26 protein-coding genes are annotated in these 26163 nt (G+C 52.7%); 8 read left to right on the forward strand and 18 right to left on the reverse strand.

Going from position 1 to position 26163, the window contains the following annotated elements; genetic code table 11:
- Positions 1-92: 92 nt before the first annotated feature.
- Positions 93-1163: a DNA polymerase IV gene (gene dinB, locus CLC93_RS01105; protein ID WP_095504097.1), complete on the reverse strand. Its 1071-nt coding sequence runs from the start codon at positions 1161-1163 to the stop codon at positions 93-95.
- Between the two features lie 754 nt (positions 1164-1917).
- On the opposite strand from dinB, the gene CLC93_RS01110 reads away from it, so the two are divergent.
- A complete protein-coding gene (locus tag CLC93_RS01110) occupies positions 1918-2205 on the forward strand; it encodes a GIY-YIG nuclease family protein (RefSeq protein WP_095504098.1) in 288 nt (95 codons plus the stop codon).
- A gap of 288 nt (positions 2206-2493) precedes the next feature.
- Here CLC93_RS01110 and nqrM read toward each other — a convergent pair whose 3' ends face one another.
- The 15 genes from nqrM to CLC93_RS01185 all read right to left on the reverse strand — a co-directional run bounded on the left by nqrM (position 2494) and on the right by CLC93_RS01185 (position 17865).
- Positions 2494-2718 (reverse strand): (Na+)-NQR maturation NqrM, encoded by a 225-nt coding sequence (nqrM, locus tag CLC93_RS01115; protein ID WP_095504099.1) that lies wholly within the window; start codon positions 2716-2718, stop codon positions 2494-2496.
- A 12-nt stretch (positions 2719-2730) separates the two neighbouring features.
- Complete coding sequence (locus CLC93_RS01120) at positions 2731-3750, reverse strand: FAD:protein FMN transferase (RefSeq protein ID WP_245837027.1); 1020 nt, start codon at positions 3748-3750, stop codon at positions 2731-2733.
- Between the two features lie 22 nt (positions 3751-3772).
- Positions 3773-4996, reverse strand: coding sequence for an NADH:ubiquinone reductase (Na(+)-transporting) subunit F (gene nqrF, locus CLC93_RS01125; protein WP_095504101.1), 1224 nt, complete (start codon positions 4994-4996; stop codon positions 3773-3775).
- A 61-nt stretch (positions 4997-5057) separates the two neighbouring features.
- Entirely contained in the window at positions 5058-5666 is a 609-nt protein-coding gene (gene nqrE, locus CLC93_RS01130) for an NADH:ubiquinone reductase (Na(+)-transporting) subunit E (RefSeq protein WP_095504102.1), read from the reverse strand.
- A 6-nt stretch (positions 5667-5672) separates the two neighbouring features.
- Entirely contained in the window at positions 5673-6293 is a 621-nt protein-coding gene (locus CLC93_RS01135; protein ID WP_095504103.1) for an NADH:ubiquinone reductase (Na(+)-transporting) subunit D, read from the reverse strand.
- Complete coding sequence (locus tag CLC93_RS01140; protein WP_095504104.1) at positions 6293-7066, reverse strand: Na(+)-translocating NADH-quinone reductase subunit C; 774 nt, start codon at positions 7064-7066, stop codon at positions 6293-6295. Before CLC93_RS01140 ends, CLC93_RS01135 begins: the two co-directional genes overlap by 1 nt.
- Positions 7059-8261: an NADH:ubiquinone reductase (Na(+)-transporting) subunit B gene (locus CLC93_RS01145; RefSeq protein WP_095504105.1), complete on the reverse strand. Its 1203-nt coding sequence runs from the start codon at positions 8259-8261 to the stop codon at positions 7059-7061. Before CLC93_RS01145 ends, CLC93_RS01140 begins: the two co-directional genes overlap by 8 nt.
- Positions 8261-9604, reverse strand: a complete 1344-nt coding sequence (locus CLC93_RS01150) for a Na(+)-translocating NADH-quinone reductase subunit A (protein WP_095504106.1) — start codon at positions 9602-9604, stop codon at positions 8261-8263. The genes CLC93_RS01145 and CLC93_RS01150 overlap by 1 nt, the downstream gene beginning before the upstream one ends.
- A 351-nt stretch (positions 9605-9955) precedes the next feature.
- Positions 9956-12133, reverse strand: a complete 2178-nt coding sequence (locus tag CLC93_RS01155) for a TonB-dependent receptor family protein (RefSeq protein WP_095504107.1) — start codon at positions 12131-12133, stop codon at positions 9956-9958.
- A gap of 1130 nt (positions 12134-13263) precedes the next feature.
- Positions 13264-13773 (reverse strand): S-ribosylhomocysteine lyase, encoded by a 510-nt coding sequence (gene luxS, locus CLC93_RS01160; protein WP_095504108.1) that lies wholly within the window; start codon positions 13771-13773, stop codon positions 13264-13266.
- 75 nt (positions 13774-13848) lie between these two features.
- Positions 13849-14943: a TRAP transporter substrate-binding protein gene (locus CLC93_RS01165; protein WP_211286797.1), complete on the reverse strand. Its 1095-nt coding sequence runs from the start codon at positions 14941-14943 to the stop codon at positions 13849-13851.
- A gap of 18 nt (positions 14944-14961) precedes the next feature.
- A complete protein-coding gene (locus CLC93_RS01170) occupies positions 14962-16323 on the reverse strand; it encodes a TRAP transporter large permease (RefSeq protein ID WP_095504110.1) in 1362 nt (453 codons plus the stop codon).
- Positions 16314-16826, reverse strand: a complete 513-nt coding sequence (locus tag CLC93_RS01175; RefSeq protein ID WP_245837030.1) for a TRAP transporter small permease subunit — start codon at positions 16824-16826, stop codon at positions 16314-16316. The genes CLC93_RS01170 and CLC93_RS01175 overlap by 10 nt, the downstream gene beginning before the upstream one ends.
- 88 nt (positions 16827-16914) lie before the next feature.
- Positions 16915-17223 carry a BolA family protein gene (locus CLC93_RS01180; protein ID WP_211286798.1) on the reverse strand — a complete coding sequence of 103 codons (309 nt, stop codon included), beginning with the start codon at positions 17221-17223 and terminating at the stop codon, positions 16915-16917.
- A 3-nt stretch (positions 17224-17226) separates the two neighbouring features.
- Positions 17227-17865 (reverse strand): alpha-ketoglutarate-dependent dioxygenase AlkB family protein, encoded by a 639-nt coding sequence (locus CLC93_RS01185; protein ID WP_095504112.1) that lies wholly within the window; start codon positions 17863-17865, stop codon positions 17227-17229.
- A gap of 81 nt (positions 17866-17946) precedes the next feature.
- Between CLC93_RS01185 and CLC93_RS01190 the strand changes: the two genes are divergently transcribed.
- The 5 genes from CLC93_RS01190 (at position 17947) to CLC93_RS01210 (ending at position 22257) form a co-directional block, all read left to right on the forward strand.
- Positions 17947-19062 carry a methyltransferase gene (locus CLC93_RS01190; RefSeq protein WP_095504113.1) on the forward strand — a complete coding sequence of 372 codons (1116 nt, stop codon included), beginning with the start codon at positions 17947-17949 and terminating at the stop codon, positions 19060-19062.
- Positions 19063-19154: 92 nt separating this feature from the next.
- A complete protein-coding gene (locus tag CLC93_RS01195) occupies positions 19155-19721 on the forward strand; it encodes a YajG family lipoprotein (protein WP_095504114.1) in 567 nt (188 codons plus the stop codon).
- 28 nt (positions 19722-19749) lie between these two features.
- Positions 19750-20352 (forward strand): peptidylprolyl isomerase, encoded by a 603-nt coding sequence (locus CLC93_RS01200; RefSeq protein ID WP_245837034.1) that lies wholly within the window; start codon positions 19750-19752, stop codon positions 20350-20352.
- A 163-nt stretch (positions 20353-20515) separates the two neighbouring features.
- Positions 20516-20854 (forward strand): hypothetical protein, encoded by a 339-nt coding sequence (locus tag CLC93_RS01205; protein ID WP_095504116.1) that lies wholly within the window; start codon positions 20516-20518, stop codon positions 20852-20854.
- A 44-nt stretch (positions 20855-20898) separates the two neighbouring features.
- Positions 20899-22257 carry an AmpG family muropeptide MFS transporter gene (locus CLC93_RS01210; RefSeq protein ID WP_095504117.1) on the forward strand — a complete coding sequence of 453 codons (1359 nt, stop codon included), beginning with the start codon at positions 20899-20901 and terminating at the stop codon, positions 22255-22257.
- 250 nt (positions 22258-22507) lie between these two features.
- Here CLC93_RS01210 and CLC93_RS01215 read toward each other — a convergent pair whose 3' ends face one another.
- Complete coding sequence (locus CLC93_RS01215; RefSeq protein WP_095504118.1) at positions 22508-22993, reverse strand: YajQ family cyclic di-GMP-binding protein; 486 nt, start codon at positions 22991-22993, stop codon at positions 22508-22510.
- Between the two features lie 218 nt (positions 22994-23211).
- Between CLC93_RS01215 and CLC93_RS01220 the strand changes: the two genes are divergently transcribed.
- Both CLC93_RS01220 and CLC93_RS01225 read left to right on the forward strand, forming a co-directional pair.
- Complete coding sequence (locus CLC93_RS01220) at positions 23212-23577, forward strand: VanZ family protein (RefSeq protein ID WP_245837036.1); 366 nt, start codon at positions 23212-23214, stop codon at positions 23575-23577.
- On the forward strand, positions 23564-24463 hold the full coding sequence (locus tag CLC93_RS01225) for a ketopantoate reductase family protein (protein WP_169902746.1): 900 nt from the start codon (positions 23564-23566) through the stop codon (positions 24461-24463). The genes CLC93_RS01220 and CLC93_RS01225 overlap by 14 nt, the downstream gene beginning before the upstream one ends.
- A gap of 180 nt (positions 24464-24643) precedes the next feature.
- On the opposite strand, the gene thiI is transcribed toward CLC93_RS01225, so the two are convergent.
- Positions 24644-26107 carry a tRNA uracil 4-sulfurtransferase ThiI gene (gene thiI / locus CLC93_RS01230; protein ID WP_095504120.1) on the reverse strand — a complete coding sequence of 488 codons (1464 nt, stop codon included), beginning with the start codon at positions 26105-26107 and terminating at the stop codon, positions 24644-24646.
- Positions 26108-26163 lie beyond the last annotated feature (56 nt).

Below are 26163 nucleotides of genomic sequence, written 5' to 3' on the forward strand. Positions count from 1 at the left end.
TAGAGAATCGGACTCTCCATATTACTGACGCTAGCTGAATCCAAGCTTAATCAGAAGCGGGTAAATTAGTGATGACGATCACTTGCAAGCCGCTACAGCCCTAAGTCCAACTGCTTAGCACTACCAGGCTTATCTAGCCCTACTTGCAAACCAATTAAGCGAACCGCTTTGCCCTCTCCCCGCTCCCAAGCCCCTTCAAGCAGGCTCCACAATAACTCGGCATCGATTGCGGCGTGCTTTTGCTCCATGGTAGTTTGCTGAAAATCTTCAAATTTGAGTTTGACGCCAATTCTCGCAATTACTGGATTACCGCATCTTTGATAGCGCCCCTCTAGCTGCTCTAACAGGCGATCAAAGTGCTGTTTGGCATCAACAACACCTGCCAAATCCGAAGCAAAGGTGGTTTCGACACCTATGGATTTTCGAGTGCGTGAGGCTTGCACCGAGCGCTTATCGATACCGCGACAGCGCTCGTACAAAGCGCCGCCGAATTTGCCAAAGTGCGCTACGAGTTCTTCGAGCGAACGAGCTTGAGCATCGGCGCAGGTGTGCATACCAAGGTCTGCTAATTTGGCCGCGGTGACCTTGCCCACTCCAGGGATTTTGCGTAGCGGCAAGGTTTCAACGAATTCGGCTACTTTGGCTGGCGGGATAACCGCCTGACCGTTGGGTTTGTTGAGATCCGAGGCCACTTTGGCCAAGAACTTAACCGGCGCAATACCCGCTGAAGCGGTTAAGCCAATTTCTTCGAGAATACGACGACGAATATCTTTGGCAATGAGCGTGGCCGAACCCTGAAATTGAGGGCACTCACTCACATCTAGATAAGCTTCGTCCAATGAGAGGGGTTCAATTTTATCGGTGTACTCGGCAAACACCGCACGAATTTGGCGACTCACCTCTTGGTAAACCGACATCCGGCCTTTGACCAACACCAAGTCCGGGCACAGACGCAAAGCGCGCGCGGTGGCCATAGCCGAGCGCACTCCGAACTCACGCGCTTTGTAGTTACAGGTAGCAATCACCCCACGCCTGTCGGCACTACCGCCCACCGCAATGGCTTTATCCCTTAGCTCAGGGTTATCGCGCATTTCAACGGCGGCGTAAAAGCAGTCCATATCCACATGGATGATTTTTCGCTGTTGGAAGGGCTGGTTGGACATTAGGGCTACCTGAGTAAATAGATAGCCATAGAATACCCAAGCACTGTATAAACATCCAGCTTTAAGTTATGCCCACCGTCGTCCTCGCGAATGCGGGGACCCACCCAGTTGCGAGTGGCTAGTTGCTACCCCCCGTCACCCTCACATTCCCCATCGTCGTCCTCGCGCTCCCATCGTCCTCCTCGCACTTCCCATCGTCGTCCTCGCGCTTCCCATCGTCGTCCTCGCACTTCCCATCGTCGTCCTCGCGAATGCGGGGACCCATCCAGTAGCGAGTGGCTAGTTGCTACCCCCCGTCACCCTTACATTCCCCACCGTCACCCTCACACCTCCCATCGTCGTCCTCGCGCCCCCCCAATCGTCGTCCTCGCGAATGCGGGGACCCACCCAGTTGCGAGTGGCTAATTGCTACCCCCCCGTCACCCTCACATTCCCCATCGTCGTCCTCGCGCCCCCATCGTCGTCCTCGCGAATGCGGGGACCCATCCAGTAGCGAGTGGCTAGTTGCTACCCACCGTCGTCCTCGCGCCCCCACCGTCGTCCTCGCACTTCCCATCGTCGTCCTCGCGAATGCGGGGACCCACTCAGTTGCGAGTGGCTAGGTTCCCACCTCCGTGGGAACGACGAGCAGGAAGCGGAAACGACAAGCTGGGAGCAGAAACGACGAGGACTCTTAAAATCCCCCAAACCTCCCATATCCTTTTCTGATGGGACGACTAGCTTATAGCTACAAGCCTAAGACCGCCTTTACACTATGAAACAACCCTGCATTTACATTTTGAGTAGCCAACCTAACGGAACAATATACATTGGAGTCACCAGTGATCTGGTTAAGCGAATATGGCAACACAAAAACAAATTTGTTAGTGGCTTTACAGAGCATTACGAGGTGAATAGGCTCGTTTACTACGAACTGTGCGATGACATGGAACAAGCGATTTTGCGAGAAAAACAGCTAAAAAAGTGGAATCGTGCCTGGAAAATTAGACTGATAGAAAAACAGAATCCGCAATGGGCGGATTTATACTCGCAGATATTGTGAGCTTTGAGGGGCGGCGGGAGTGACGGGTACCCTCTCTGTCGTCCCCAGTGTGACTGGAGAGCTACGTGTACCCTCTCTGTCGTCCCTAGCTTGACTGGGGACCCAGCTAGTTGCTTGTAGCCAGTGGGTAGGTTCCCGCCTGCGCGGGAACGACAGGCGGAGGGCGCGGGAACGACAGGTACCGTTTTTGTCGTCCCCAGCTTGACTGGGGACCCAGCTAGTTGCTTGTTGCCAGTGGGTAGGTTCCCGCCTGCGCGGGAACGACAGGCGGGGCGCCGTATGCCGTTCTCAAATAATCCGATTCTCTTCAAAGGCCTTACGACGGGCCTCTTCTTGCGCCATGCGCGCTTTGCGCTTTTCACACGGCTCCGGGCAATCGCACACTTTGTCCATGCCAATCGCGCCGATACCACCACAGCTGCCGCTAATGGTTTTGCGCTTAATCAGGTAACCCACTGACATAGCCGCAACCACGGTAAGCAAAATGACAAAAGTAGCAATGAAAGTACTCATACAACTGACTCCTTAACTGTCACTCGCATGCACAAAGCGCTTAAAGGCTTCGCTGTAGCGAGTCACAAAACCAGCATCCTGCTTTTCGATAAACATGGCAGCAATTCCTTGCTCATTGGCCAGGGCCATGCCTTTTTCTGTGCCCATCACCAACAGCGCGGTGGCCAAGCCATCAGCGGTCATGGTGCTTGGGTCTAGCACGGTCACTGACGCCAAATTGTGCTTAATCGGGTAACCGTTTCTCGGGTCGATAATGTGCGATAAACGCACTCCATTATCTTCGAAATAATTGCGATAGTCACCTGAGGTGGCTACCGCCATATTACCCGGTGCGATGATGCGCTCGACCTCGCCTCGACCGCTGGGACGTTCAATCGCAATCCGCCACGGCGACTCGTCGGGCTTCTGCCCTTTGGTACGCACTTCACCACCGATTTCGACCAAATAATCTTCAGCACCCATGCTGGTCAGCAATTCTGCTACCACATCCACGCCATAGCCTTTGGCGATTGACGACAAGTCGATGTACATGGACGCCGAGCGCTTCACCAAACGCAGACCTTCCACTGAGACGTTTTCTAAGCCGCTACGGGCTTTCACCAGTTCAATTTCAGCTTGAGTAGGAATTTGGGTAGGACGCGCATCCGGGCCAAAGCCCCAAAGGTTAATCAATGGACCAATGCTGACATCCAGCGCACCGTCGGTCAGCTCGTACAGACGCAAGCCTTCGTTCATCACAGTAACCAGCGATGGCGACACCTTCATGCTGCCATTGGGCATGCCATTAAAGCGCGATAATTCGCTTTTAGGGCGATAGGTGGACATCTGGTTGTTGACCTTCTCCAGCTCGATATCAATCTTGCTTTGCAGCAAAATCGACTCTGGCAGACGGCCATTATCAACCACTTTGATGTTGTAGGTGGTACCCATAGTGCTGCCGCTTAAGGACAACACAGGATCCGGCTGCGCACAGCCGCTAATCAAAAAGGCTAACCCAACTAGGGTTAGCCAATGTTTAAGCGAAGATAACAAATAAACTCTCCCGATCTCTCGCTTAGCCGCCGAAGTCATCCAACATGATGTTTTCGTCTTCCACACCTAGGTCCTTGAGCATGCCAATAACCGCGGCATTCATCATAGGTGGACCACACATGTAGAATTCGCAGTCTTCAGGCGCCTCGTGGTCTTTGAGGTAATTCTCGTATAGCACGTTGTGAATAAAGCCAGTCATACCATCCCAGTTATCTTCTGGTTGAGGGTCTGACAGGGCCACGTGCCACTGGAAGTTCTCGTTTTCAGCCGCGAGTTTATCAAAGTCTTCGGTGTAGAACATCTCACGCTTAGAGCGCGCGCCGTACCAGAAGGTGATCTTACGCTTGCTGGCCAGACGACGAAGTTGGTCGAAGATGTGCGAACGCATTGGCGCCATACCTGCGCCACCACCGATAAATACCATTTCGGCGTCGGTTTCTTTGGCGAAGAATTCACCAAATGGGCCAGAAATAGTCACCTTATCACCAGGCTTTAAGCTCCAGATGTAGGACGACATCTTACCGGCGGGTAGGTCAAGCTGGCGTGGCGGCGGAGTCGCGATACGCACGTTCAGCATGATGATGCCTTCTTCTTCTGGGTAGTTGGCCATCGAGTATGCACGGATGGTTTCTTCTTCTACCTTAGACTCGATGTCAAAGAAGCCAAAGTGCTCCCAATCGCCGCGATACTCTTCTGGAATATCAAAGTCTTTGTACTTCACGTGGTGCGCAGGTGCTTCGATTTGAATGTAGCCACCCGCGCGGAATGGTACTGACTCGCCATCGGGAATTTTCAGTTTTAGTTCTTTAATGAAAGTGGCTTGGTTGTCGTTAGAGATAACCTCACACTCCCACTTCTTGATACCGAAAATCTCTTCGTCCAGCTCGATGTCCATGTCTTGCTTAACGTTCACCTGACAAGACAAACGACAGCCTTCGCGAGCTTCGCGCTTGGTGATGTGGTCAAGCTCGGTTGGCAGAATATCACCACCGCCAGACTTCACTTTTACGCGACACTGGCCACAAGAGCCACCGCCACCACAGGCTGAAGAAATGAAGATGCCATTGTCAGCCAGCGCACCCAAAAGCTTGTTACCAGCGCCTGAGGCAATGGCTTTCTCTGGGTCGTCATTAATAGAAATGGTTACATCACCTGAGGGCACCAAACGGCTTTTGGCGAACATAATGATGAGAACCAAGATGGTCACAATGGCGGTAAACATACCTACGCCAAGAATAATTTCCATCGATTAATCCTTTGTACTTATGTACTGCTTTGGCGGAGGGCCGAAGCCCTCGCACACTGTGTTATAACGAAACGCCTGAGAAGGACATGAAACCCAAGGCCATCAGACCTACGGTGACAAAGGTGATACCCAAGCCACGCAAACCATCTGGCACGTCCGCGTATTTCATCTTCTCGCGAATACCGGCTAGCAGGGTGATGGCAATTGCCCAACCCAAGCCCGAACCGAAACCGAACACAACACTTTCGGTTAGGTTGTAGCCGCGCTGTTCCATGAAGCTCACACCACCGAAGATGGCGCAGTTCACAGTAATCAGCGGCAGGAAGATACCCAGCGCGTTATACAAAGGTGGAAAGTACTTATCCAAAGTCATTTCCAGAATTTGCACCAGTGATGCAATCACACCGATGAAGGTAATGAACTTTAAGAAGCTCAAATCAACATCCGGTGCACCGGCCCAAGCAAGTGCGCCCGGAGCCAATACATTGGTGAAAATGATTTGGTTAACCGGTACTGCAATGGTCAGTACCACAATAACCGCAATCCCCAAGCCAAATGCCGTGCTCACTTTCTTGGAAACCGCCAAGAAGGTACACATACCCAAGAAGAAGGCCAAAGCCATGTTCTCGATGAAAACGGCGCGAACCAAAAGACTAATGTAATGTTCCATTATTGATTACTCCTTTGGCTCAACTTGGTCTTTCTTATACGTACGGATTGCCCAAATTAGGCCACCGATGATGAAGAAAGAACTTGGCGGTAGTAACAGCATACCGTTGGTTTGATACCAGTCGGTGCTCAAGATTTCGATACCGAACAAAGTACCCGAGCCAAACAACTCACGAATAAAGCCAACGCTCATCAACACAGCGCCATAGCCCAGACCGTTACCAATACCGTCCATGAAGCTCACCAGTGGTGGGCTTTTCATGGCGAAGGCTTCGGCGCGACCCATGACGATACAGTTGGTGATGATCAGGCCAACGAATACGGTCAACTGCTTAGAGATGTCGTAGGCGTAGGCTTGCAAAATCAAGTCCACCAGAATTACCAAGGACGCGATAATGGTCATCTGCACGATGATCCGCACGCTCGATGGAATGTGGTTTCGAATGATCGAGATAAACAAGTTTGAGAAGGCACATACCGCGGTCAGGGCGATGGACATCACCAAAGCCACTTCCATTTTGGAGGTTACCGCTAGTGCCGAACACACACCCAGCACTTGCAGTGCAATGGGGTTATTGGCAATAACCGGTGCAAACAGCACCTGTTTTAAGGTTTTTGCTTCAGACATTATCCAAGGCCTCCTTGGCGAACTTTCTCAAGGTAAGGGCCAAAGGCCTCTTCGCTCAGCCAAAATTGCAGGCTGTTTTGCACACCATTAGCGGTTAGGGTTGCACCGGATAGCGCATCCACACCGTGTGGGCCTTGAGCGATGCTAGGCACCTTGCTCACTTTGAATACGAACTCGCCCTGCTCGTCAAACAACTTCTTGCCGACAAACTTGGCCTGCCACTCAGGGTTTTGCACTTCAGAACCCAAACCCGCGGTTTCTTTTTGCTCGTAGTAAACCATGGACTTAATGGTGTTCAAGTCAGACTCAAGCGCCACGAAAGCGTACATGGTGGACCATAGACCAGCGCCGTGAACCGGAAGAATCACGTTACTCACTACCCCTTGGCCATCTTTTACCAAGTAAACCAGGGCATTGTTGGCGTAGCGCTTAACTTTAGCGACGTCGTTCTCAGGCACGCTTGAGGTTGGGAACTCACGCGCGGCTTTGCGTTGGTCGTAGTAGTCAGCGTCAATGCCTTCGACATATTCGCCAGTTTCTAGGTTAACCACACGGGCTTCGATGAAGCGGTTGTACAGCTGAGTGATATCGGTTGGGTCAGTGGTCTCGTAACCAGCGGCCTGCAGAATGTACTTCTGACGGTCCAGCTTGGCGTTAGCCACTTGCATAGGCTTTAGCGCTACCGCGGCTGACGACACGATGATCGAGCACACCAAGCACAAGCCAATGACCACAAATAGGGTTTTACCAAAGGAATCGTTGCTCTTAGACATTGCGCGCAAGCCTCCGTTTAATATTCGCCTGAACTACCACGTGGTCGAACAAAGGAGCAAACAGGTTGGCAAACAGGATTGCCAGCATCATGCCTTCTGGGAAGGCTGGGTTGAGCACACGAATGAACACCGCCATGGCGCCAATCAAAATGCCGTACCACCATTTCGCATTGTTGGTGTAAGACGCGGATACCGGGTCGGTTGCCATGAACATCATACCGAAGGCAAAACCACCAGTGACCAAGTGCCAGTACCAAGGCATGGCAAACATTGGGTTGGTATCAGAGCCAAGCAGATTGAGCAGGCTCGCCACTGCAATCATACCCACCAAGGTACCACCGACGATGCGCCAAGATGCCACGCGTGCGTAGATGATAATCAGACCACCGAGCAAGATAGCTGCGGTCGAGGTTTCACCCACAGAGCCTGGAATCAGACCCCAGAATGCGTTCCACCAATCTTGCGTGATGCCGTATTCCAAGGTGCCTTGCGCCGCTTGGCTTAGTGCAGTCGCACCAGAGAAGCCATCAGCTACCACCCAAGTAGTGTCGCCTGACATGTTCAGCGGGTAGCTGAAGAACAAGAAAGCACGACCGGCCAAGGCAGGGTTAAGGAAGTTACGCCCGGTGCCGCCAAAGATTTCTTTCGCAACCACCACACCAAAGGTGATACCCAGAGCCACCATCCACAGTGGAATGGTTGCCGGTAGCGTTAGCGCGAATAAGACCGAGGTAACAAAGAAACCTTCGTTAACTTCGTGACCGCGCACACTGGCAAACAGCACTTCCCAAAAACCACCCACCGCAAAGGTCACGGCATAAATGGGTAGGAAGAAGCAGGCGCCGTACCACATGAGTGTGGGGATCCCGCTGCTCGCGGTGAGCTCGGTGCCAAACAGGCCAAATAGCCACACCTGCCAAACGTCAGGAGTACCAAAGCCCGCGATTAGCGCGTCTTGCGCTTGCAGACCTACGTTGTACATACCGACGAACATGGCCGGGAAGGTACAAGCCCACACGGTGATCATCATGCGTTTTAGGTCGAGATTATCGCGCACGTGAGTGCGGCCTTTGTTGGTTTTACCCGGGGTGTAGAAAATGGTCGCCGCCGCTTCGTAAAGCGCGTACCACTTTTCGTACTTGCCGCCTTTTTCAAATTGCGGCTCAATCTTCTCTAGGAAATCTTTTAAGCTCATTAGCCTTCCCTCTCGATGATTTCCAGACACTCACGCAGGTGTGCGCCGTAATCATACTTACCAGGACAAACGAAGGTACACAGAGCCAGATCTTCTTCGTCTAGCTCCAAACAACCCAGCAATTGAGCATTGTCAGTGTCCTTGGCAATCAGGTCACGCAGCAGCATGGTGGGCAGTATGTCCAACGGCATTACACGCTCGTAAGCACCAATTGGCACCATGGCGCGGTCCGAACCGCCGGTAGAGGTTGTCATGTTGAACAGTTTCTTAGGGTTTAAGTGACCCAAGAAAGCACGAGTGTTGGAGAACTTGTCAGAGCCTGGCGCAAGCCAGCCGAACAGTTCTTTTTCAGTGCCCTCGTGCAAAATACTCAGTTGCTGGTGATAGCGACCAAGGAACGCGTGAGGGCCTGACGCGTTGGTTCCGTTGAGCACAGAGCCTGAAATCAGACGGTCAGCGCCTTCGGAGCCTTTGCTCTCGTTGGCCGCTAACTCGTTTACATCCGCGCCCAAGCGAGTCTTAACCAAACGAGGGTTAGACGCTTCTGGACCACCGATGGCGACTACGCGATCACTGCTTAGCACACCGCTGATAAACAGTTTGCCGATGGCAATCACGTCTTGATAGTTCAGGTGCCAAACCACGCGAGTAGACGACGCCGGCATTAGGTGGTGAATGTGAGTCCCGACCAAACCAGCTGGGTGAACGCCGCCAAACTCTTGCTTATCAACACCCTGGACTGCGTCGATGCTGGCACCGGCTGCAGTACATAGGAATACTGGGTTGCTGGTCAGCTGGCGCAAAACGGTTTGACCGTCGGCGAAAGCTTGAGTGTCTTCGGCAATTACTACTTGCGGATCGGCAGCCAAGGGCTGAGTGTCAATCGCAGTAATGAAGATGGCCGCCGGATCTGAGTCGATGGCTGGCACTTTGGAGTAAGGACGGGTGCGAAGCGCGGTCCAAAGACCGGAAGCAACTAGGTTGCTACGAACTTGAGCAGAAGTCAGTTGGGAAAGTTGTTCGCGAGAATAGCTGTCGAATTCTAGGCCGTCGTCGTTGTTGACGGCAATCACTACCGATTGCAAGACACGCTTAGCACCACGATTGATTTCAACCACTTCACCACTGGCCAGCGCGGTATGCTGGACGCCGGGGTTCTTCTTGTCTTCGAAAAGAACCTGACCTTGTTGTACCACATCGCCAACTTTGACTTTCATGGTAGGTCGCATGCCGACATACTCTTCGCCGAGCGTTGCGACACGAGTGATGGTTGGGCCTTCATGGATTACTTGTTGCGGGCCGCCGCTAATGGGCAAATCCAAGCCTTTCTTTATTGTAATCATATTATTAGCACTACGTTTAAATGAAGGTGTTACGCCGCTTATTGTTATTTAGTGAGCTAGCTGGAAGTTCCACCTCTAAATTTGAGCAAAATCACACTAGCTCGCGCGCATTCTACCCCAATTAATTAACCTTCGCCATGAAAATCACAACGCTTTTATTACGCCTAGCCCTCAAAACACCCGTAATGCCACTATTTAGGTAACCCAGTGTCGAAATAATGTACTGAAAACTCTAAACTAGTTCTTTGTCAGGCTAAATTAGCCATTAACAATCAATCACTTAACAAATTTTCATAGGGTAAAAAACAAAAAGGCAGCCGAAGCTGCCTTAAATGTTAAAAAACAAGGGGTTTAGAAACTGTAGCGATACCCCAGAATCGCAGTGCGCGGTTTACCCGGTTGCAAAGAACCGTGCACTCGAGTAGCCGCGTATACCTTATTGGTTAGGTTATCTACGTTCAGGTAGATCTTGTGCTGCTCACCGATGCGATAGTTAGCACCAAGGTCCATTACCCAGCGCGAAGGAATCAGACGATCCGCAGGAATGGTGCCCTGTCCGGCTTGAGTGCGCATGTCACTTAAGTAGCGCGCATTCACATTGAAGGTCCAGTTGTTGCCTTCCAAACCGGCACGCAAATATAGCTGGTGCTTGGCCAAGTACGGCAGCTCGTCACCCTTCTTAACACTACCCCAAGTGTCCAAATCCGACTCGAAGTCATTTTTGAACTGGCTGTCGGTTAAGGTGTAGGCCAGACGCAGCGGCATATCGACCGCGCCCAAATCAGCAGTGTAGTTGGCGCTTAGCTCAAGACCTTTGATTTCCACTTCACCGGCGTTGTACTGGTTATCGATTTTCTCCTCGTCACAACCTTGAGCCGCGGTGCAGTTGCCGTGCATGTTGGAGTAGTCCGAGAAGAAACCAATGGCATCAATACCAATGCTGCCCATGTTGTAGCGAAGGCCGGCTTCGTAGTTAATGCTCTCTTCTGCTTTGGCACTGTCGTTACCGGGGGCTGGCGGCGCGAAACCTTTTTGCACACCAGCAAGGATGACCAAGTCGTCGGTGGCACGGTAAGTCAGACCAATAGCAGGCAATACCGCTTGTACCGTGTTCTTCACGTCTTTATCCGGTGAACCTTGACGGCTTGGGTTGGTTTTACCCCAATCCTTGCGACGAAGCTCAACCCACTGATAGCGAGCACCAGCGTTAACCTGCAAATCACCAAAGACGAATTCACCTTGAGCATAACCAGCGGCAGTACGACCACTGTCGATGCGGTTAGAGTCAGTGCCTGGCTCGCCTGCATTTACCAAGGTCATAGATAGGTCTTGGTTTAGCATCCAGTTGTCGGCCCACTGGAAGCGGTCCATTTGGTCGTAGTGGTAGCGACCGCCAATAATGAAGTTGTGGTCACCCATAGGCATTACCGCTTCGGTTTGAATACCGTAGGAGTAGTACTCGCGGTTGTTAGCTTTAATGTCGACACTCAAGCCTTCAGCGGTCGGGTTCTTGTCAAAGGCTGAAGCGGCATCGATACCGCCTGAGCCCAAGCTGTCACCGTTTACCTTGTAGGCTTTGTACCAATTACGAGCGAATTTGTTGTAGTAAACCTGCGAGCTAAGCTCAGTGCCGCCGGAAAAACGCGCAAAGTGGTTAATTTGTGCGTTGTGGTGGTCGGTCTTCATTTTGTCGTTTTGCGATGCCGCGTAACGAGCGTACGGCGAATTGGCGAAATCCGCATCGGTTAGACCCATATAAGTCTCATCAGACTCTTCGTCAGAGTACTTATATTTCAGTTCTGTTTCTTGATAGGTGCTTGCACCCGGCAAACTACGGCCCTTCAGTTTGAACATCACGTCGTTTTTAACAAAGCCCGTGTCTTTATTAACTGGCAGTTTCTTAAAGCCATCCGCCTGGTAGCGATACACTTCCAAAAGCGCGCCAATGTTATCCTTGTTGCCCGCCGCAGCAGCGTGAATCTTGCCGTAGTTGTTCTCACCAATCGCCACATCGGCAAATACGTCGCGACCATCATCGGGAATCTGGCGAGAGATAAGGTTAAGCACACCACCTGTGGTGCGAGGACCATGACGAACCGCAGAGCTTCCTTTCAAAACCTCAACGCCAGTCATACGTCCCATGGTCGGGAAGTAATAAGCCGCCGGTGCCGCCAAAGGCGCGGGAGCCACTAACACGCCATCTTCCATAACGGTAATTTTCTCAGAACGGCTAGTACCAGTACCGCGCATTCCAATGTTCGGGCGAAGACCGTAACCGTCTTCTTCCATCACATACACACCCGGCACCTGAGCCAATACGCGCATCACATCGCTATAGTCAAAGGCTTCCAACTGATCCTGAGTCACCACATTGGCCGAACCCGGAATGTCATTAACCGCAGCTGCAGATCCAATAATGGTGATGGTTTCCATCGGCTGACTTTCAGCCTGCTCTTCCGCAATAGCTTGACCAACAAGCGCTGATTGAATCGCCAATGCGCACAATCCAACTTTAAATGAAGCTTTCATTATCACTACCCTGAATGTAACTTATTTGTTAACGATATTTAGAATGAGAATAGTTTGCATTAACAATTAAGATTCAGCAAGTGCTTAAGGTTAGAAATTTTGTGGCCGCTGTCACGATTTTGTTACACAAGTGTCAGCAAGTTGCGAAACCAGCTCGCTCGCCCAGCCCAAGGCCCCGTCATCCCCATGAAGTCCCCCGTCATTCCCGTGTCCCCCCGTCATTCCCGTGAAAACGGGAATCTCGCTCTTAGCGAATAGCAGGCGCCTTGGCTGTTAGCTGTTGGCAGCCAGGAAGTAGCAAATCGCCAGTGGCCGCTCGCTGAACCGGCAGAGGCTCAACCACCGTCACTTTTGGCGAACCCGTATGTGGAAACCATCGTCGGGACGCTCGAGATATCCATATCCGCTCTACGTTTGTTCCAGACAAACGAAGCCCTCCTCATGGTCTCCACACACGAGTCCGCCTAGTAACATTTGGTTGAGTCTCTGCCGGTTCGTTGGCTCGCGGCCACTGGCGATTTTTTGGGAGTGGGTATTGGTAGTTGGGTGGTTGGGTGGAAATAGGTGCTATCCAGCGGGTTGCGGATTGCGGGTTTGCTAATTAGCGCCAAATTCCATCCACCCTGCCAATTCCGCCCTCCCCTAACAGCCAGCGGCAGCAACAAAGCAAAAGCGGTGGGTGGGGCAGCCCTATGGCTGGACGTAGGCCGCGGCAGTAGGAGCCCCGAAGGAGGGCTTCGTTTGTAGGGAACAAACGTAGAGCGCACAGGGACGTTTCGGAGCGTCCCGACGTGGGGCTTCTGGTACCGCGGCCGAGAGTCCAGCCGAGGGCTGCTCCACCCACCGCTTTTCACCTGCCGTTGCTGCCACCTACTCCCTACCACCAGCCACTCCCAGCTCTTACCGCTACCGGCTACGGGCTACGGGCTACGGGCTACGGGCTACGGGCTACGGGCTACGGGCTACGGGCGACGGGCGACGGGCGACGGGCGACGGGCGACGGGCGACGGGCGACGGGCGACGGGCGACGCAGCATGTTAAGCGCTAATATCGCGCCAGTTGCAAGCGCAATAGCCAAATTGCGGGTGCAAAAAAAGGGAGCCCTGCTCCCTTTTGTTCATTGGCTTGGTTTATAAGCCTTTTAGGATGTCGTCGCTTAGGGCTAGGTCGTCATTGCGGTTGACTTGGATTCCGTTGTCTAGGATGTCCTGGGCAATGGCTTTGGCTTCTTCGAGTGAGTGCATCTCGAAGGTGCCGCATTGGTATTCGTTTAGTTCTGGAATGTCGTTTTGGTTTTCGACGTTAATTACGTCGGTCATTGAGGCTTTCCAGGCGTCTGCGACTTCGGCTTCGGCTGGGGTGCCGATTAGGCTCATGTAGAAACCGGTGCGACAGCCCATTGGGGATAGGTCGATGATTTCTTGCTCGCCGCGATTTAGGTGGTCGCGCATGAAGCCGGCAAATAGGTGCTCTAGGGTATGGATGCCCCGCTCCGACAAAATGGATTTGTTGGGGATGCAGAAACGTAGGTCAAACACAGTAATAGTATCGCCTTTTGGGGTGGTCATGGTTTTGGCCACTCGCACTGCAGGTGCGTGCATACGGGTATGGTCGACGGTAAAGCTGTCTAGCAGAGGCATGGAATTTCCCTCGTGGAATTTGAAGCAATGGCGACTACCATAGCGCGGTAGCCGCCAAGGTCAAGGATAAGCGGCTTAATTGCGCGCTTGGGCGTAAGAATCTTCAGCAATACCGTGGAAGGTGTTCACCTGCTCGGCAAATTCGCTGTACGACTTATACACAGCTTGCATTTGTGGATCCGCCGCGGCTTGTTCGGCCAGTACTTCGGTGGTGATGGCTTTTAGGCTTTGTACGACATCCGCTGGGAATTGGCGCACTTCGACACCGTGCTCCTCCACTAGAGTTTTTAGCGCACCGGCATTTCTGGCGGTGTACTCATCAAGCATGTCTTGGTTAACCGCGCGGGCGGCCACTCGCACAATGGCTTGCAAGTCCGCTGGCAGACCAGCGTAGGCTTTTTCGTTAACCAGGAACTCAAGCGTCGTACCTGGCTCGTGCCAGCCTGGGTAATAATAGAACTTGGCGGCTTTGTGCAGGCCAAACGCTAGGTCATTGTATGGACCTACCCACTCGGTGGCATCAATGGCACCTGTCTGCAGCGCAGTAAATAGTTCGCTGCCCGGCAGAGTCACCGCCACACCGCCTAAGCGAGTTAGCACCTCGCCACCCAGACCCGGCAGACGCATTTTTAGGCCTTCCAAGTCCGCGATGCTATTGATCTCTTTGTTAAACCAGCCACCCATTTGGGTACCGGTATTACCGCCAGCCATCGGTATCAAACCGTAAGGCTTGTAAGCCTCTTGCCACAACTCAAGACCGCCGCCGTAGTGCAGCCAGCCGTTCATCTGCTGAGCATTTAAGCCAAAAGGTACTGCGGCAAAGAACTGCGCTGCAGGTAGTTTGCCTTTCCAGTAATACGCCGCACCATGGCCCATCTCGGCGGTGCCTTGGCTGACGGTATCAAACACCTCAAAGGCTGGCACCAGCTCGCCACCACCGTAGACTTTTACGGTGAGACGACCGTCGCTCATTTCGCCCACTAGCTCAGCAAAGCGCTCAGGCGCGGTGCCAAGACCTGGAAAGTTTTTAGGCCAGGTGGTCACCAGCTTCCATTCAAAGGTTTGTTTTGCCGCGGCGGCTGCTTCCGGTGCAGCCGCTTGTTTGTCTGCCTGACCACAGCCCACCAGGGCCAGTAGCGCAGCTACGAGTGTTACGGTTAAGCGATTCATCATCCGCTCCCTAATTTATTATCCGTATATAAGTTGCGGCAAAAAGGTCGCTATTCCCGGCCAAATTGCCATCAGCACTATCAGCAACAACTGAATGCCGATAAAGGGCAGCACGCCCCAATACAAGGCTTGGCTAGTCAAACTCGGCGGTGCCACACCGCGCAAATAAAACAGCGCAAAGCCAAACGGCGGGGTCAAAAACGAGGTCTGCAAATTGACCGCAATCATGATCCCAAGCCACACGGGGTCAAGCCCCATGGTTAACAACACAGGTGCCACTAGTGGCACGACAACAAAGGTGATTTCAATGAAGTCCAAAATGAACCCCAGCAAGAAAATCACCAGCATCACAACAATCGTGGCGCCCACTACCCCACCGGGTAAGTCCGCCAATACGCCGTGAATCAGATCTTCGCCGCCCAGCCCTCGAAACACTAGTGAGAACAGCGCCGCGCCGATCAAAATCAAAAACACCATGCAGTTCACTCGCACTGTGGTTAGCAGCACATCCTGCAATCTCGCCCAGCCCATGGCGCGACGAGCCAGCGCCAAAATCAATGCGCCACCAGCACCCACTGCCGATGCTTCCGTAGGTGTGGCCAACCCCATAAGAATGGAACCTAAAACCAGAAAAATCAAAATGATGGGAGGCAATAGTGATGCCATCAAGCGGCCAAATGATGGCGCGTCTTCCTCAGTTTCGGCGCGCTTGGGCAACCACTCGGGTTTAAGCTTGACCATCAACAGGGTGTAAGCGATGTACATGGCCACCAGCATCAAGCCTGGAATCAGCGCCCCGGCAAACAAATCACCCACGGAGACGGTTTTAGGCGAGAACACGCCTAGGTTTAACTGAGCCTGTTGATAGGCCGAGCTTAGAACATCGCCAAGCAGCACCAGTGCAATCGAGGGTGGAATGATTTGGCCTAAGGTCCCGGTGGCGCAAATCGCGCCGGCGGCAAAGCCCGGGTGATAGCCGCGCTTTAGCATACCCGGCAGCGACATCAGCCCCATGGTCACCACGGTCGCGCCGACAATCCCGGTGCTGGCTGCGAGTAGCATACCTACTAGAATCACCGAGATAACCAAGCCACCTTGCAGACGACCAAACAGCTGCGCCATGGCATCGAGCAGGTCTTCGGCAATTCGCGACTTCTCCAGCAACACGCCCATGAACACAAACAGAGGCACTGCCAGCAGGGTCTGGTTGTTCATAATGCCAAACAGGCGGTTGGGCAGCGCCGCTAAAAAGGCCCCATCAAAGGCACCAAATAGCGTGGCGACGCCTGCAAACAACAAAGCGCAGCCAGCCAGAGTAAAAGCCACCGGAAAGCCCAGCATCAGCATCAAACAAACCAGAGCAAACAGAGCTAGTGCCATTCGCCCTCCTTGCCAAACAGTTTGGCGCCGTTGCGAATCAGCTCAGCGATACCGGCCAAACTCATACTCACCACGAACAACAGCAACAAGGTTTTTTGCACATACACAAACGCCAGCCCACCGGCTTCGGCAGAGGCCTCACCTCGAGCCCAGCTCATCATCACATAGTCCCAGCTGACAAAGCCGATGAACAAGGTGACTGGCAGCAGCAAAACGAGAGTGCCGACAAAGTCGACCAAAGCTTGCCGACGTTCAGAGAAATTGCGGTAAAAGACATCGACACGCACATGCCCCTGTTGTTTTAGGGTGTAGCCCGCGCCGAGCATAAAGGCGATGCCGTGCAGGTACATGACGCTTTCTTGCAAGGCGATTGAGCCCAACGAGAAACCATAACGCAACACCACCACGGCCAGTAATAAGCCAGCCATGACAAGAGTGAGCCAGGCGCATAAACGGCCCAGCCCTTCAGAAAAGGCGTCGATAAAACGCAGCAGTTGTTTCACGTCAAAAGACTAATATGAGTTGCATAAGTCTTTTGATAACAAAATTTTTACACTGAGATCCAGTGCTTATGTCAATCCGACAAAAATTTTAATGGCCGCCGGTGCAAGAAGGAGAGCGTGGTGCACCCTCGCTTTTCTGCGCCCATTCGCTTGGGGTGTAGGTATGCAGAGCTAATGCGTGCAGGCTAGCTGCCAGTTCATCGGCCAGCACTGTGTTGACCGCTCGATGGCGCTGCAACAAGCGCTGACCGTCGAACTGCTCGCTAACGATAATGGCTTTGAAGTGACTTTGTCCGTCGGCACTGGAGCGATGCATGTGGCTTTCGTTAATCACTTCCAGATGACTGGGTGCAAAGGCTTGGGTCAATTTTTGTTCTATGATGTTTTGCATTCTAATTCTCTATTGCTGGTCTGCCGCGGATTCGCTTAACGCACTCAAGCAGCGAAACGTCAGGTTTATTCGAGGATCCGCGCTAGCCCGCTTGGGAACGCTGTGTTGCCAATGATGCTGCATCGGTGGCCACATGATCAAGAGCTCCCCTGGGTTCAATGGCAGCTTAACCCTTTGCTTGCTGGTATTGTGGCGCAGAATAAAATCCCGCGCGGCGCCCAGCGTCAAGGATACGATAGGCTGATTGGGGGCGAGCTCGGACTCGTTGTCGGCGTGCCACCCCATGCTATCGCGGCCATCGCAATAGTGGTTAAGCAGCACAGAGTTCATTTCAATCCCCCACTGCTCGTTGATTCGCGCGCACAACTCGCGCAGCTCTTGGGGCATGGCCAGTGCGATGTGGTCTTTGCCCGAGTAGCGATAGCTCGCCGCTTCAAAGGCAAACCACACTTGCTGTCTGGGGATTTGGTGCCAGCGGCCAAACACTTTTATTTCCGGACTCTCCCACGGATAGTCCTGCATCGCTTGCTGCAACCGGGTTTGCTCGGTTTCAGAGAGCCAATTAGGCACGCGAGTTAAGGCGCCATCTGGTAGGATTTGCGCTTGCTTATTCAGGATAGCTTTCTCACTCTTGCTAAAGTTTGCCATAATAGCCGCCTAAGATAGCCAAGCCTCCGATAAAATCGGTCGATTAACGTAAGGACAAATGCATTCGCTGCAGCGAACATGATGAATCAAGATACCATACTGGCCGGTCAGGCGTTGACCTTAAAGCGCTACCCCATTACCAGCAACTGCAACCTGCAGGCCTGGGACGCGGCCGATCATCACTTGCTGAAGACTTTGCAAGACCAACAGCTCGACGCTGATGGTGCCTTGCTGCTCAACGATGCCTTTGGCGCGCTGGCCTGCGGAATTCAAGCGGAGCGTTTTTACAGTCATACCGACTCCAAAGTTGCCCAACTTGGGTGCATCAAGAATCTAAGCCTTAACGGCCGAGACCCTGAGCTTAACTGGCTGGCGATTGACGAGCCTTGGCCCGAGTCGCTTGAACTGGTGTTAATGAAGCTGCCGCGCAACCTCAATCAACTGGACAGTCAGCTGCAAAAGCTCAGTCAAACCTTGCGTGCGGGTGCGCGTTTGTTGATTGGCGGTAAAGCCAAGTTGATCAACCGCGCTTTGGTAGAACGCTGCGCTCGCCAATTCGGTCAGGCCACCCCCAGCCTCGCCTGGAAGAACACGCGCGTCATCGAGTGTGTATTTGACGGCCAGCCCCGCGCCACCACGCCACTGCGCCAATGGCCGGTGCCTGAGTACGACTTAACCTTGAGCAATATGCCCAATGTGTTTGCCGGTAATTCGCTGGACATTGGCGCCCGCGCCATTTTGCCCTATTTGCCCGAAGACTGTGATGGGCCGATCGTCGATCTCGGTTGTGGCAATGGCGTGCTCGGTTTACGCGCCGGACAGCTCAACCCAAATGCTGACATTCACTTTGTCGACGAGTCAGCCGCAGCGGTGCAAAGCGCAGAGCTAAATTGGCAAGAGAACCTCAAGCGCAATGGCGCCCAATTCCACTGGAGCGATTGCTTGTCAGAAATCGCGCCGTTACAAGCTCAATGGATTTTGTGTAACCCACCCTTTCACCAAGGCGATGCGATCACCGACCACATTGCCTGGCAGATGCTCAAAGACAGCCACCGACACCTTTGCAAAGGCGGGCAGTTGCTGCTGGTTGGCAATCGCCATCTGGGTTATCACGTTAAACTCAAGCGGGTGTTTGGCAACAGCGAACTGGTGGCCTCGGACAACAAATTTGTGGTGCTAGTAGCGACTAAAAACTAGCACTGCTCTGTTTGCCAAAAACCGAAACAGAACAACGATTACCACCAATAACTAAAACCAACATTTACAACCGATAATTAGTTGAGATTTTCATGAAGTACAAAGGACTTAGCGCAGTATTTGCATCCCTTGCCCTACTCGCTGGATGCGCCAGCCAACCACTGCCACAATTAGCGCTTTCACCTGCCGCTGTGACCGTCACCGATAGCCATCAGGGCAGCTTGCACCTCACCAGCCAAGACCTTCGCAACGCCAATTACATTGCCAGCATCAACAAAAGCGACGAAGCAGCCCAGCTTATCGGCCCAACCGAGCCTCCGCGTCAATTGCTGCAACGTCTACTAAGCGATGCGTTTAGCAAGCAGGGTTATCAAATGAGCGCCAGCGCACCGGTATCTATGCAGCTGAATCTGGTGACCTTGGAAAGCCAAGTGGAGCAAGGCGCGTTTAAGTACCAAAACGACAGCCAAGTGGTGGTTAACTTGAAGGTGGACAACGGCAAGCAGATCCTCAACAAGACCTACAAGGGTAACGCACAACGCAAAGCCCCGCTGACGGCTAATGCAGCGGATATCGAGCTGGAGCTTAACTCGCTGATCAATAGTGTGCTGCAAGACATTGCCAACGACGACGAACTGCACCAGTTTATCGCTCAATAACCCATAGCAACAAACCATGGAGTCGCCCGTGAAACGTATACTCTCTGCCGCGCTCGGATGCGCTTTGTTACTGTGTCAGTCGGTTAAAGCCGAGCCTGTGCCGCTAGAACAACTGCAACCGGACAATCCGTTTCCCGCGGTGAAGCTTGAAACATCCATGGGCGATATCATCATCGAAATGGATCGCAATCGCAGTCCAATTACCGTCAATAACTTCTTGAGCTATGTGGCCAAGGGTCACTACGACAACACCATATTCCACCGCATAATGCCTGGTTTTGTGGTTCAAGGTGGTGGCTACACGGTGGATATCAAAGAGAAACCCGTAGACGAGCCTATCGTTAATGAGTCGGGCAATGGCTTGTCTAACGAGCGCATGACAGTGGCGATGGCGCGCATGGACGACCCGCATTCAGCCACTAGCCAGTTCTATTTCAACCTCGACGACAACACCAAGTTAGATCCCAGTTTTCGTCGCTGGGGTTACACGGTTTTTGGTGAGGTCAGCGAAGGCGAAGAGGTGATCGATGCCATGGCCGCCGTCCGCACGGGACACAACGCCAAGGTGGGCTGGGATAACTTTCCTTTGACCACCATTATGCTCAAACGAGCTAGCATAGTTCCCCAATAAGTCAAATTTTCAAACCGGTATTTTTTTGTACATTTTTTCAAAAAAAGCCGTAGCCAATCGCAATCGACTTATGTAGTCTTGATCGTCCGTTTTTTGATTCGGGGTAACTTCCGAATCGATTCGCTAACAACAATAAACAACGACAAATCAGGGCTTAGCTTAAATGACGCCAGAAGACTTCATAAGCAACAAAGCCCCGCAACTTGCATACTACGGTCAGGCCGCCATTGAGCGTCTGCTACCCGAGTCCGAACTGCAGCAGTATTTGTGGGAAACACTCCAAGAATGGGCGCAATACCAATTCGACGGACAAACCAACAGCAAAACCGAGCGCGTGTTTTGGCACTTGCTATTCGAGCTTCATCAAGCCGAGCAAGTGGTCGAAGAATTGTGCACGGAAAGCAAGAAACACTTGCTTGAATGCTGTCAATATTTGAGTGGCTCCACAGACTTACCCAACGGCTGCATTGGCGTGCGACCAGAAGTTGTGCACAGCCCTTGATGCCGTTAGTGTGTTGGCAATAAAAGCATAGTTTTAGGATCTTTATGCTCGCCACTCTGTCTCAGCGCTATCCCAGTTTCGCCGTCTACGCGCAAAAACGCGTAATGATTCTTTTGCTGCTTGGCTTCTCCGCCGGGCTGCCTTTAGTACTGGTATTTGGCACCCTGTCATTCTGGCTGCGCGAAGCCGGTGTGGATCGCACCACCATTGGCTATTTCAGCTGGATTGCCGCGATCTACGGTTTTAAGTGGGTTTGGTCGCCCATCATAGACCGAACCCAAATCCCCGTGTTGGCCAAGCTGATGGGACGCCGTCGCAGCTGGATGCTCACCGCACAAATCGCCTTAATTGTGTCGCTGCTGGGCATGTCCACCTCAGATCCCGCCAATCAAATCGAACAGTTGGCTTGGTTTACTTTGGCCGTGGCTTTCTTCTCGGCGACTCAAGACATTGTTGTAGATGCGTTTCGAATCGAATCGGCGCCAGAGTCGGTGCAAGGGGCGATGGCTGCGGCCTATCAAGCGGGTTATCGCAGCGCCATGATTGTCGCCGGCGCCGGCGCGCTGACCTTTGCCGCTTGGTTATCCCCAGCGGATGACACATACTTACTGAGCGCCTGGCAAGGTGCCTATGTGGGTATGGCTGTGTTAGCCGGTGTGGGGGTCATTACCACCTTAATCGCCAAAGAGCCCGAAATTGCCGATGCCAAAATCGGTGAGCGCGAGCAACAAACCCTCAACGATTTTGCCAGGCGAATGCCCTACGCTCGCGCCCGCTTTAGTGCCTGGCTGTATCACTCGGTGGCCATGCCCTTTAAGGACTTTTTCAGTCGCTTTGGCAAAGACGCGATTCTGATTTTAATGCTGATTAGCTGCTATCGAATCTCGGATATTGTGATGGGCATTATGGCCAACGTGTTCTATGTGGACATGGGCTTTGCCAAACAAGAAATTGCGGCGGTATCTAAGGTCTATGGCCTGATTATGACCTTGGTAGGTGGCGTTGCCGGTGGGGCATTGCTGATGCGCTACGGCACCATGAAGATTCTGTACTTAGGTGCAGCACTTGTGGCCATCACTAACCTGCTGTTCGCAGTGCAAGCGGAAGTGGGATACAACATGGCGCTGCTGACCTTCAACATCTCGGTGGACAACTTTAGCGCCGGTATCGCTACGGCCGCCTTTATCGCGTACTTGTCGTCGCTGACCTCGGCGGGTTACACCGCAACCCAGTACGCCCTGTTGTCATCGATTATGCTGCTGTTCCCTAAGTTTGTCGCCGGCTTTAGCGGCATGGTGGTGGATGCGGTTGGCTACACCTGGTTCTTTGTGGCGGCGGCCGCGATTGGCTTCCCGGTACTGACGCTGGTGCGCTTGGTGGATAAGGCGAGGCGGGAGAGCTAGCCCGCTGCCCGCGCGTCACTCCTCTACCCGCGCGTCATTCCCGCGAAAGCGGGAATCTAGCCAACCGCTACCCCCACGTCATTCCGCTACCCGCTCGTCATTCCTCTACCCGCGCGTCATTCCCAACTTGATTGGGAATCTAGCCAACCGCTATTAGCACCTAGGTAGATCCCCAGTCAAGCTGAGGATGACGGGAATAGCGGGGCTGACGGTAATGGCTGAATTAGCAGAGACATCTGCCAATCACCAACTAATCCCGAAAGTTATTAAACTGCAGCGGCTGCGCAATATCCTCATTGCCTTTCAGCAAAGCCATGGTCGACTGCAAATCATCGCGCTTTTTACCCGTCACACGCACGCTGTCACCTTGAATCGAAGCTTGTACCTTAAGCTTGGCGTCTTTGATCATCTTAACGATCTTCTTCGCTGTAGGCTGGTCGATGCCCTGCTTAAAGTCGACGTGCAAAGTGGCCGTCTTGCCAGACAGCGACACATTGCCGGTTTCCATCGAACGAGGGTCAACGCCGCGCTTGGTCAGGTTGTTGCGCAACATATCCAACATCTGGCGGCACTGGAACTCTTCGTTGGCTTGCAACGCCACTTGCTCTTTATTCAGAGTAAAGTTGGCATCCACACCGCGAAAATCAAAGCGAGTGTCCAGTTCGCGATTGGCGTTGTCGACGGCATTTTTTAGTTCAACCGTGTCCAGCTCAGAAACAATGTCAAAAGACGGCATAGTAAATCCTTTGTTAGTTCTATGAACCACTTCCGAGCCAAGCCGACTTAAGCCGCTGTTTCAACACTCAGAAATGTCTAAATTTAAGTGCATGAAAGAGTAAACCCGAGGCGCACGCTTGTCCAGATGCGAGGCCAAACAAGCAAGCTCAGCCGTGACATGCGTCTAGTGGCTAGTTATCATTAGCAGGCTGTGATTTTTCTTGGACGATATTGCTTTTGATTTATAACCCTCGCCTGTACCAACTGGCGCTGAGCTTCGCATTTTTGGGCATTTCCTTTTTGGTCTTTTCGCGCCCTAATTACCCCACCATGGGGATCGAGCACGTGGACAAAATTGGCCACCTTGGCGCGTTTTGGCTACTGAGCTGGCTCACCTACGCCAGCTTTAAATGGCGTTGGGTCGTACTGACCGGAGTGATGGCCTTGTACGCGGTGATGATCGAAGTCATTCAAGCGCAACTGCCTTATCGAAGCGCCGAGGTTGGAGACTTTGTTGCCGACATGAGCGGCGTCGCTCTGTTTTACCTGACCCTCTGGGGTTATCGCACCCTCAAGCGGAATGGGCTCATTGACCGCGCCTAAAATCGCCATTCTCGGACTCGGGGCGGTGGGGCAAATGCTGCTTTATCGCCTAAAGGCTACTGGCGCTGAACCATTGGCTTTACCTCGTTATCAAAATTCACTGCCTGAACAACTGCATTTCATTGACCGCTGCGATGAGGGACATGAGTACGCTCCGATTGCAGCGCTCCCTGAGCAACTGGATGCGCTAATTGTCTGTACCAAAGCCCATCAGGTGGTTGAGGCAATTACGCCTTACTGGGACTCACTAAGACCCGATTGTGTCATAGTGCTGTGTCACAACGGCCTTGGGCCCCACTTAGAACTGCAACCCAAACTTGCGCCTAATCAATCGCTGCTGCTGGCCACCACTTCCCGTGGCGCACTAAGACACGACAAGTACCGAGTCGAGCAAACCGGCACCGGCGCACAAGATATTGGGCTTTGGTGCGGTCCTGCGCTAAATCCCGAGTTAGAAGCCAAGCTGGCCCAGTTGTTTGAGGTAAGCGAATTCGCGCCGAATATCGAAGAATCGGTTTGGGCTAAGCTGGTGGTCAACTGCGCGATTAACCCGCTGACCGCCATTCACAACTGTCGCAATGGCGAGTTGGCTGATACGCGCTATCGCGAAACCTTATTGAGTTTGGTGTCCGAAGTGTCGCAGGTCGCCCAAATGCAGGGCTTTAATCTAAGGTTTAAGGACTGCTACGCCAGAGTGCTCACAGTGATTCACCTTACCGCTGAAAACTATTCGTCGATGCACCAAGACGTGCATTTAAAGCGCGGTAGCGAGATTGATGCGATTACTGGGTATGTGTGTCGAATGGGGGCTGAACTGGGGGTAGATACTCCGGTGAATCAGGAGATTTGGGATAAGGTTAGGCGGTTGGAGCGGTTGGGTTTCTGAGGTCATGCCCCACCCCCGTATGTCATTCCCTACTCGCTGCTGTCATTCCCGTGGAAACGGGAATCTAGCCAACCGCAACTAGCAGTTAGGTAGATTCCCAATCGAGTTGGGAATGACAAAGCGCCGAGTTGGGAATGACAAAGCGCCGAGTTGCGAATGACGGGGAAGTGCGAACACCCATCACCCCGGGCGATACACCTTCACGTTCTCAAAGCCCTGCTCTTGCAGATACAGAGCCTGCAGCTTACTCATCACACCGCGGTCGCAATACAACAAGTAAGTGCGCTCTTGGTCCAAATCAGCAAACTGGCTACCCAGCTTGTAGAAAGGCAAAATTCGCACTTCGGTGCCAGGCATATCCAGCGGCGCTTCTTCTTGCTCTTCCGGTGGACGAATGTCCAGCACCACAGCGTCCGCGTCCGCCTCTTCGATGGTTTGGGCGTCTAGGATTTTGGCCTTGGTTTCGGCGGCTTTGCCGATTTCACGAATATCCATGATGGTGGATTGCTCCAAAATGCGCTCGATAAGTCCTTCTGAGAACTTCTCTTCTTCAGCTTCAATCTTAGACAATACCGCTTTAACTGTCGGCTTTTTAGAAATAACCCCACAGTATTCGGGCATGGTTTCGGCGAAAGGTGCGGTACCAATATCGCGAGCGACGTTGATGATGTCCTGCTTGTCCATCGCCGCCAGTGGGCGCAAAATCAAAGTGTCGGTAGAGCGGTCAATCACGTTCAGGTTCGTTAAAGTCTGACTCGATACTTGGCCCAAGCTTTCACCGGTGATCAGCGCCTGAATGCCAAAGCGCTCAGCTACCTTGGTGGCGGTGCGCATCATCATGCGTTTCAAAATCACGCCCATCTGTCCCGAGTCGATACGCTCTAGAATCTCTTCGACTACCGGCTCAAACGGCACACTGATAAAGCGCACCTTGTGCGACTCACCGTATTTTTGCCACAGATAGTGAGCGACCTGCTGTACACCCACTTCGTGTGCGGCGCCGCCTAAATTGAAGAAGCAGTAATGGGTACGACAGCCCTTTTTGATCATCTGGAAGCTGGCCACGCCAGAATCGTAACCGCCCGACATTAAACTCAACACGTCTTCTTGCGTGGCGATTGGGAAGCCGCCCAAACCTGGAAACTCGCCTTTGACCAAAAACAACTTATCGCGGTCAATCTCTAGCTTAACCGTCACATCCGGTGTTTTAAGGCTCACGCCCTTAGCATCCGAGTGCTGATTTAAGCCACCACCCACGTAGCGCTCGACTTCGATAGAGGTGAACTCGTGCTTACCCTTGCGCTTGACGCGCACGCAAAAGGTTTTGCCAGCCAATGAGTCGGCAAACTGAGCGTGAGCGTGCTGGTAAATATCGTCGATGCTCTCGTAGCTGTACTCGCCCACTTCCAAATAGCTGTGGATGCCAGGAATGCAGCCCAGACGGTCAATCAGCTGCTCGCGCAGTTGCTCGTCCTCGTGCTTTAGGTTGACGGTAATCGAGTCCCACTGCTTTTGAACTCTAACGTCTTCGTGCACCTTCTTAAGCACATTGCGCAAGTTAGTCTCTAGCAGCTTGATAAAGCGCAGTCGAACCGACTTACTTTTGATGGTGATTTCCGGGTACAGCTTGACGATAAATTTCACAATTCGAACTCTTAAATCTGAGGGTTAGCCCAAGACGCTATGCACGCCTTGGGGCA

It is taken from the genome of Paraferrimonas sedimenticola, from assembly GCF_002282855.1.
Taxonomy (GTDB): Bacteria; Pseudomonadota; Gammaproteobacteria; order Enterobacterales; family Shewanellaceae; genus Paraferrimonas; species Paraferrimonas sedimenticola.

What these genes read in the sequence shown, in the direction of transcription:
- dinB (WP_095504097.1), bottom strand. Translation starts at nt 1,163, where the DNA reads ATGTCCAACCAGCCCTTCCAACAGCGAAAAATCATCCATGTGGATATG.
- CLC93_RS01110 (WP_095504098.1), top strand. Translation starts at nt 1,918, where the DNA reads ATGAAACAACCCTGCATTTACATTTTGAGTAGCCAACCTAACGGAACA.
- nqrM (WP_095504099.1), bottom strand. Translation starts at nt 2,718, where the DNA reads ATGAGTACTTTCATTGCTACTTTTGTCATTTTGCTTACCGTGGTTGCG.
- nqrF (WP_095504101.1), bottom strand. Translation starts at nt 4,996, where the DNA reads ATGGAAATTATTCTTGGCGTAGGTATGTTTACCGCCATTGTGACCATC.
- nqrE (WP_095504102.1), bottom strand. Translation starts at nt 5,666, where the DNA reads ATGGAACATTACATTAGTCTTTTGGTTCGCGCCGTTTTCATCGAGAAC.
- CLC93_RS01135 (WP_095504103.1), bottom strand. Translation starts at nt 6,293, where the DNA reads ATGTCTGAAGCAAAAACCTTAAAACAGGTGCTGTTTGCACCGGTTATT.
- CLC93_RS01140 (WP_095504104.1), bottom strand. Translation starts at nt 7,066, where the DNA reads ATGTCTAAGAGCAACGATTCCTTTGGTAAAACCCTATTTGTGGTCATT.
- CLC93_RS01145 (WP_095504105.1), bottom strand. Translation starts at nt 8,261, where the DNA reads ATGAGCTTAAAAGATTTCCTAGAGAAGATTGAGCCGCAATTTGAAAAA.
- CLC93_RS01150 (WP_095504106.1), bottom strand. Translation starts at nt 9,604, where the DNA reads ATGATTACAATAAAGAAAGGCTTGGATTTGCCCATTAGCGGCGGCCCG.
- CLC93_RS01155 (WP_095504107.1), bottom strand. Translation starts at nt 12,133, where the DNA reads ATGAAAGCTTCATTTAAAGTTGGATTGTGCGCATTGGCGATTCAATCA.
- luxS (WP_095504108.1), bottom strand. Translation starts at nt 13,773, where the DNA reads ATGCCTCTGCTAGACAGCTTTACCGTCGACCATACCCGTATGCACGCA.
- CLC93_RS01165 (WP_211286797.1), bottom strand. Translation starts at nt 14,943, where the DNA reads ATGAATCGCTTAACCGTAACACTCGTAGCTGCGCTACTGGCCCTGGTG.
- CLC93_RS01170 (WP_095504110.1), bottom strand. Translation starts at nt 16,323, where the DNA reads ATGGCACTAGCTCTGTTTGCTCTGGTTTGTTTGATGCTGATGCTGGGC.
- CLC93_RS01185 (WP_095504112.1), bottom strand. Translation starts at nt 17,865, where the DNA reads ATGGCAAACTTTAGCAAGAGTGAGAAAGCTATCCTGAATAAGCAAGCG.
- CLC93_RS01190 (WP_095504113.1), top strand. Translation starts at nt 17,947, where the DNA reads ATGAATCAAGATACCATACTGGCCGGTCAGGCGTTGACCTTAAAGCGC.
- CLC93_RS01195 (WP_095504114.1), top strand. Translation starts at nt 19,155, where the DNA reads ATGAAGTACAAAGGACTTAGCGCAGTATTTGCATCCCTTGCCCTACTC.
- CLC93_RS01205 (WP_095504116.1), top strand. Translation starts at nt 20,516, where the DNA reads ATGACGCCAGAAGACTTCATAAGCAACAAAGCCCCGCAACTTGCATAC.
- CLC93_RS01210 (WP_095504117.1), top strand. Translation starts at nt 20,899, where the DNA reads ATGCTCGCCACTCTGTCTCAGCGCTATCCCAGTTTCGCCGTCTACGCG.
- CLC93_RS01215 (WP_095504118.1), bottom strand. Translation starts at nt 22,993, where the DNA reads ATGCCGTCTTTTGACATTGTTTCTGAGCTGGACACGGTTGAACTAAAA.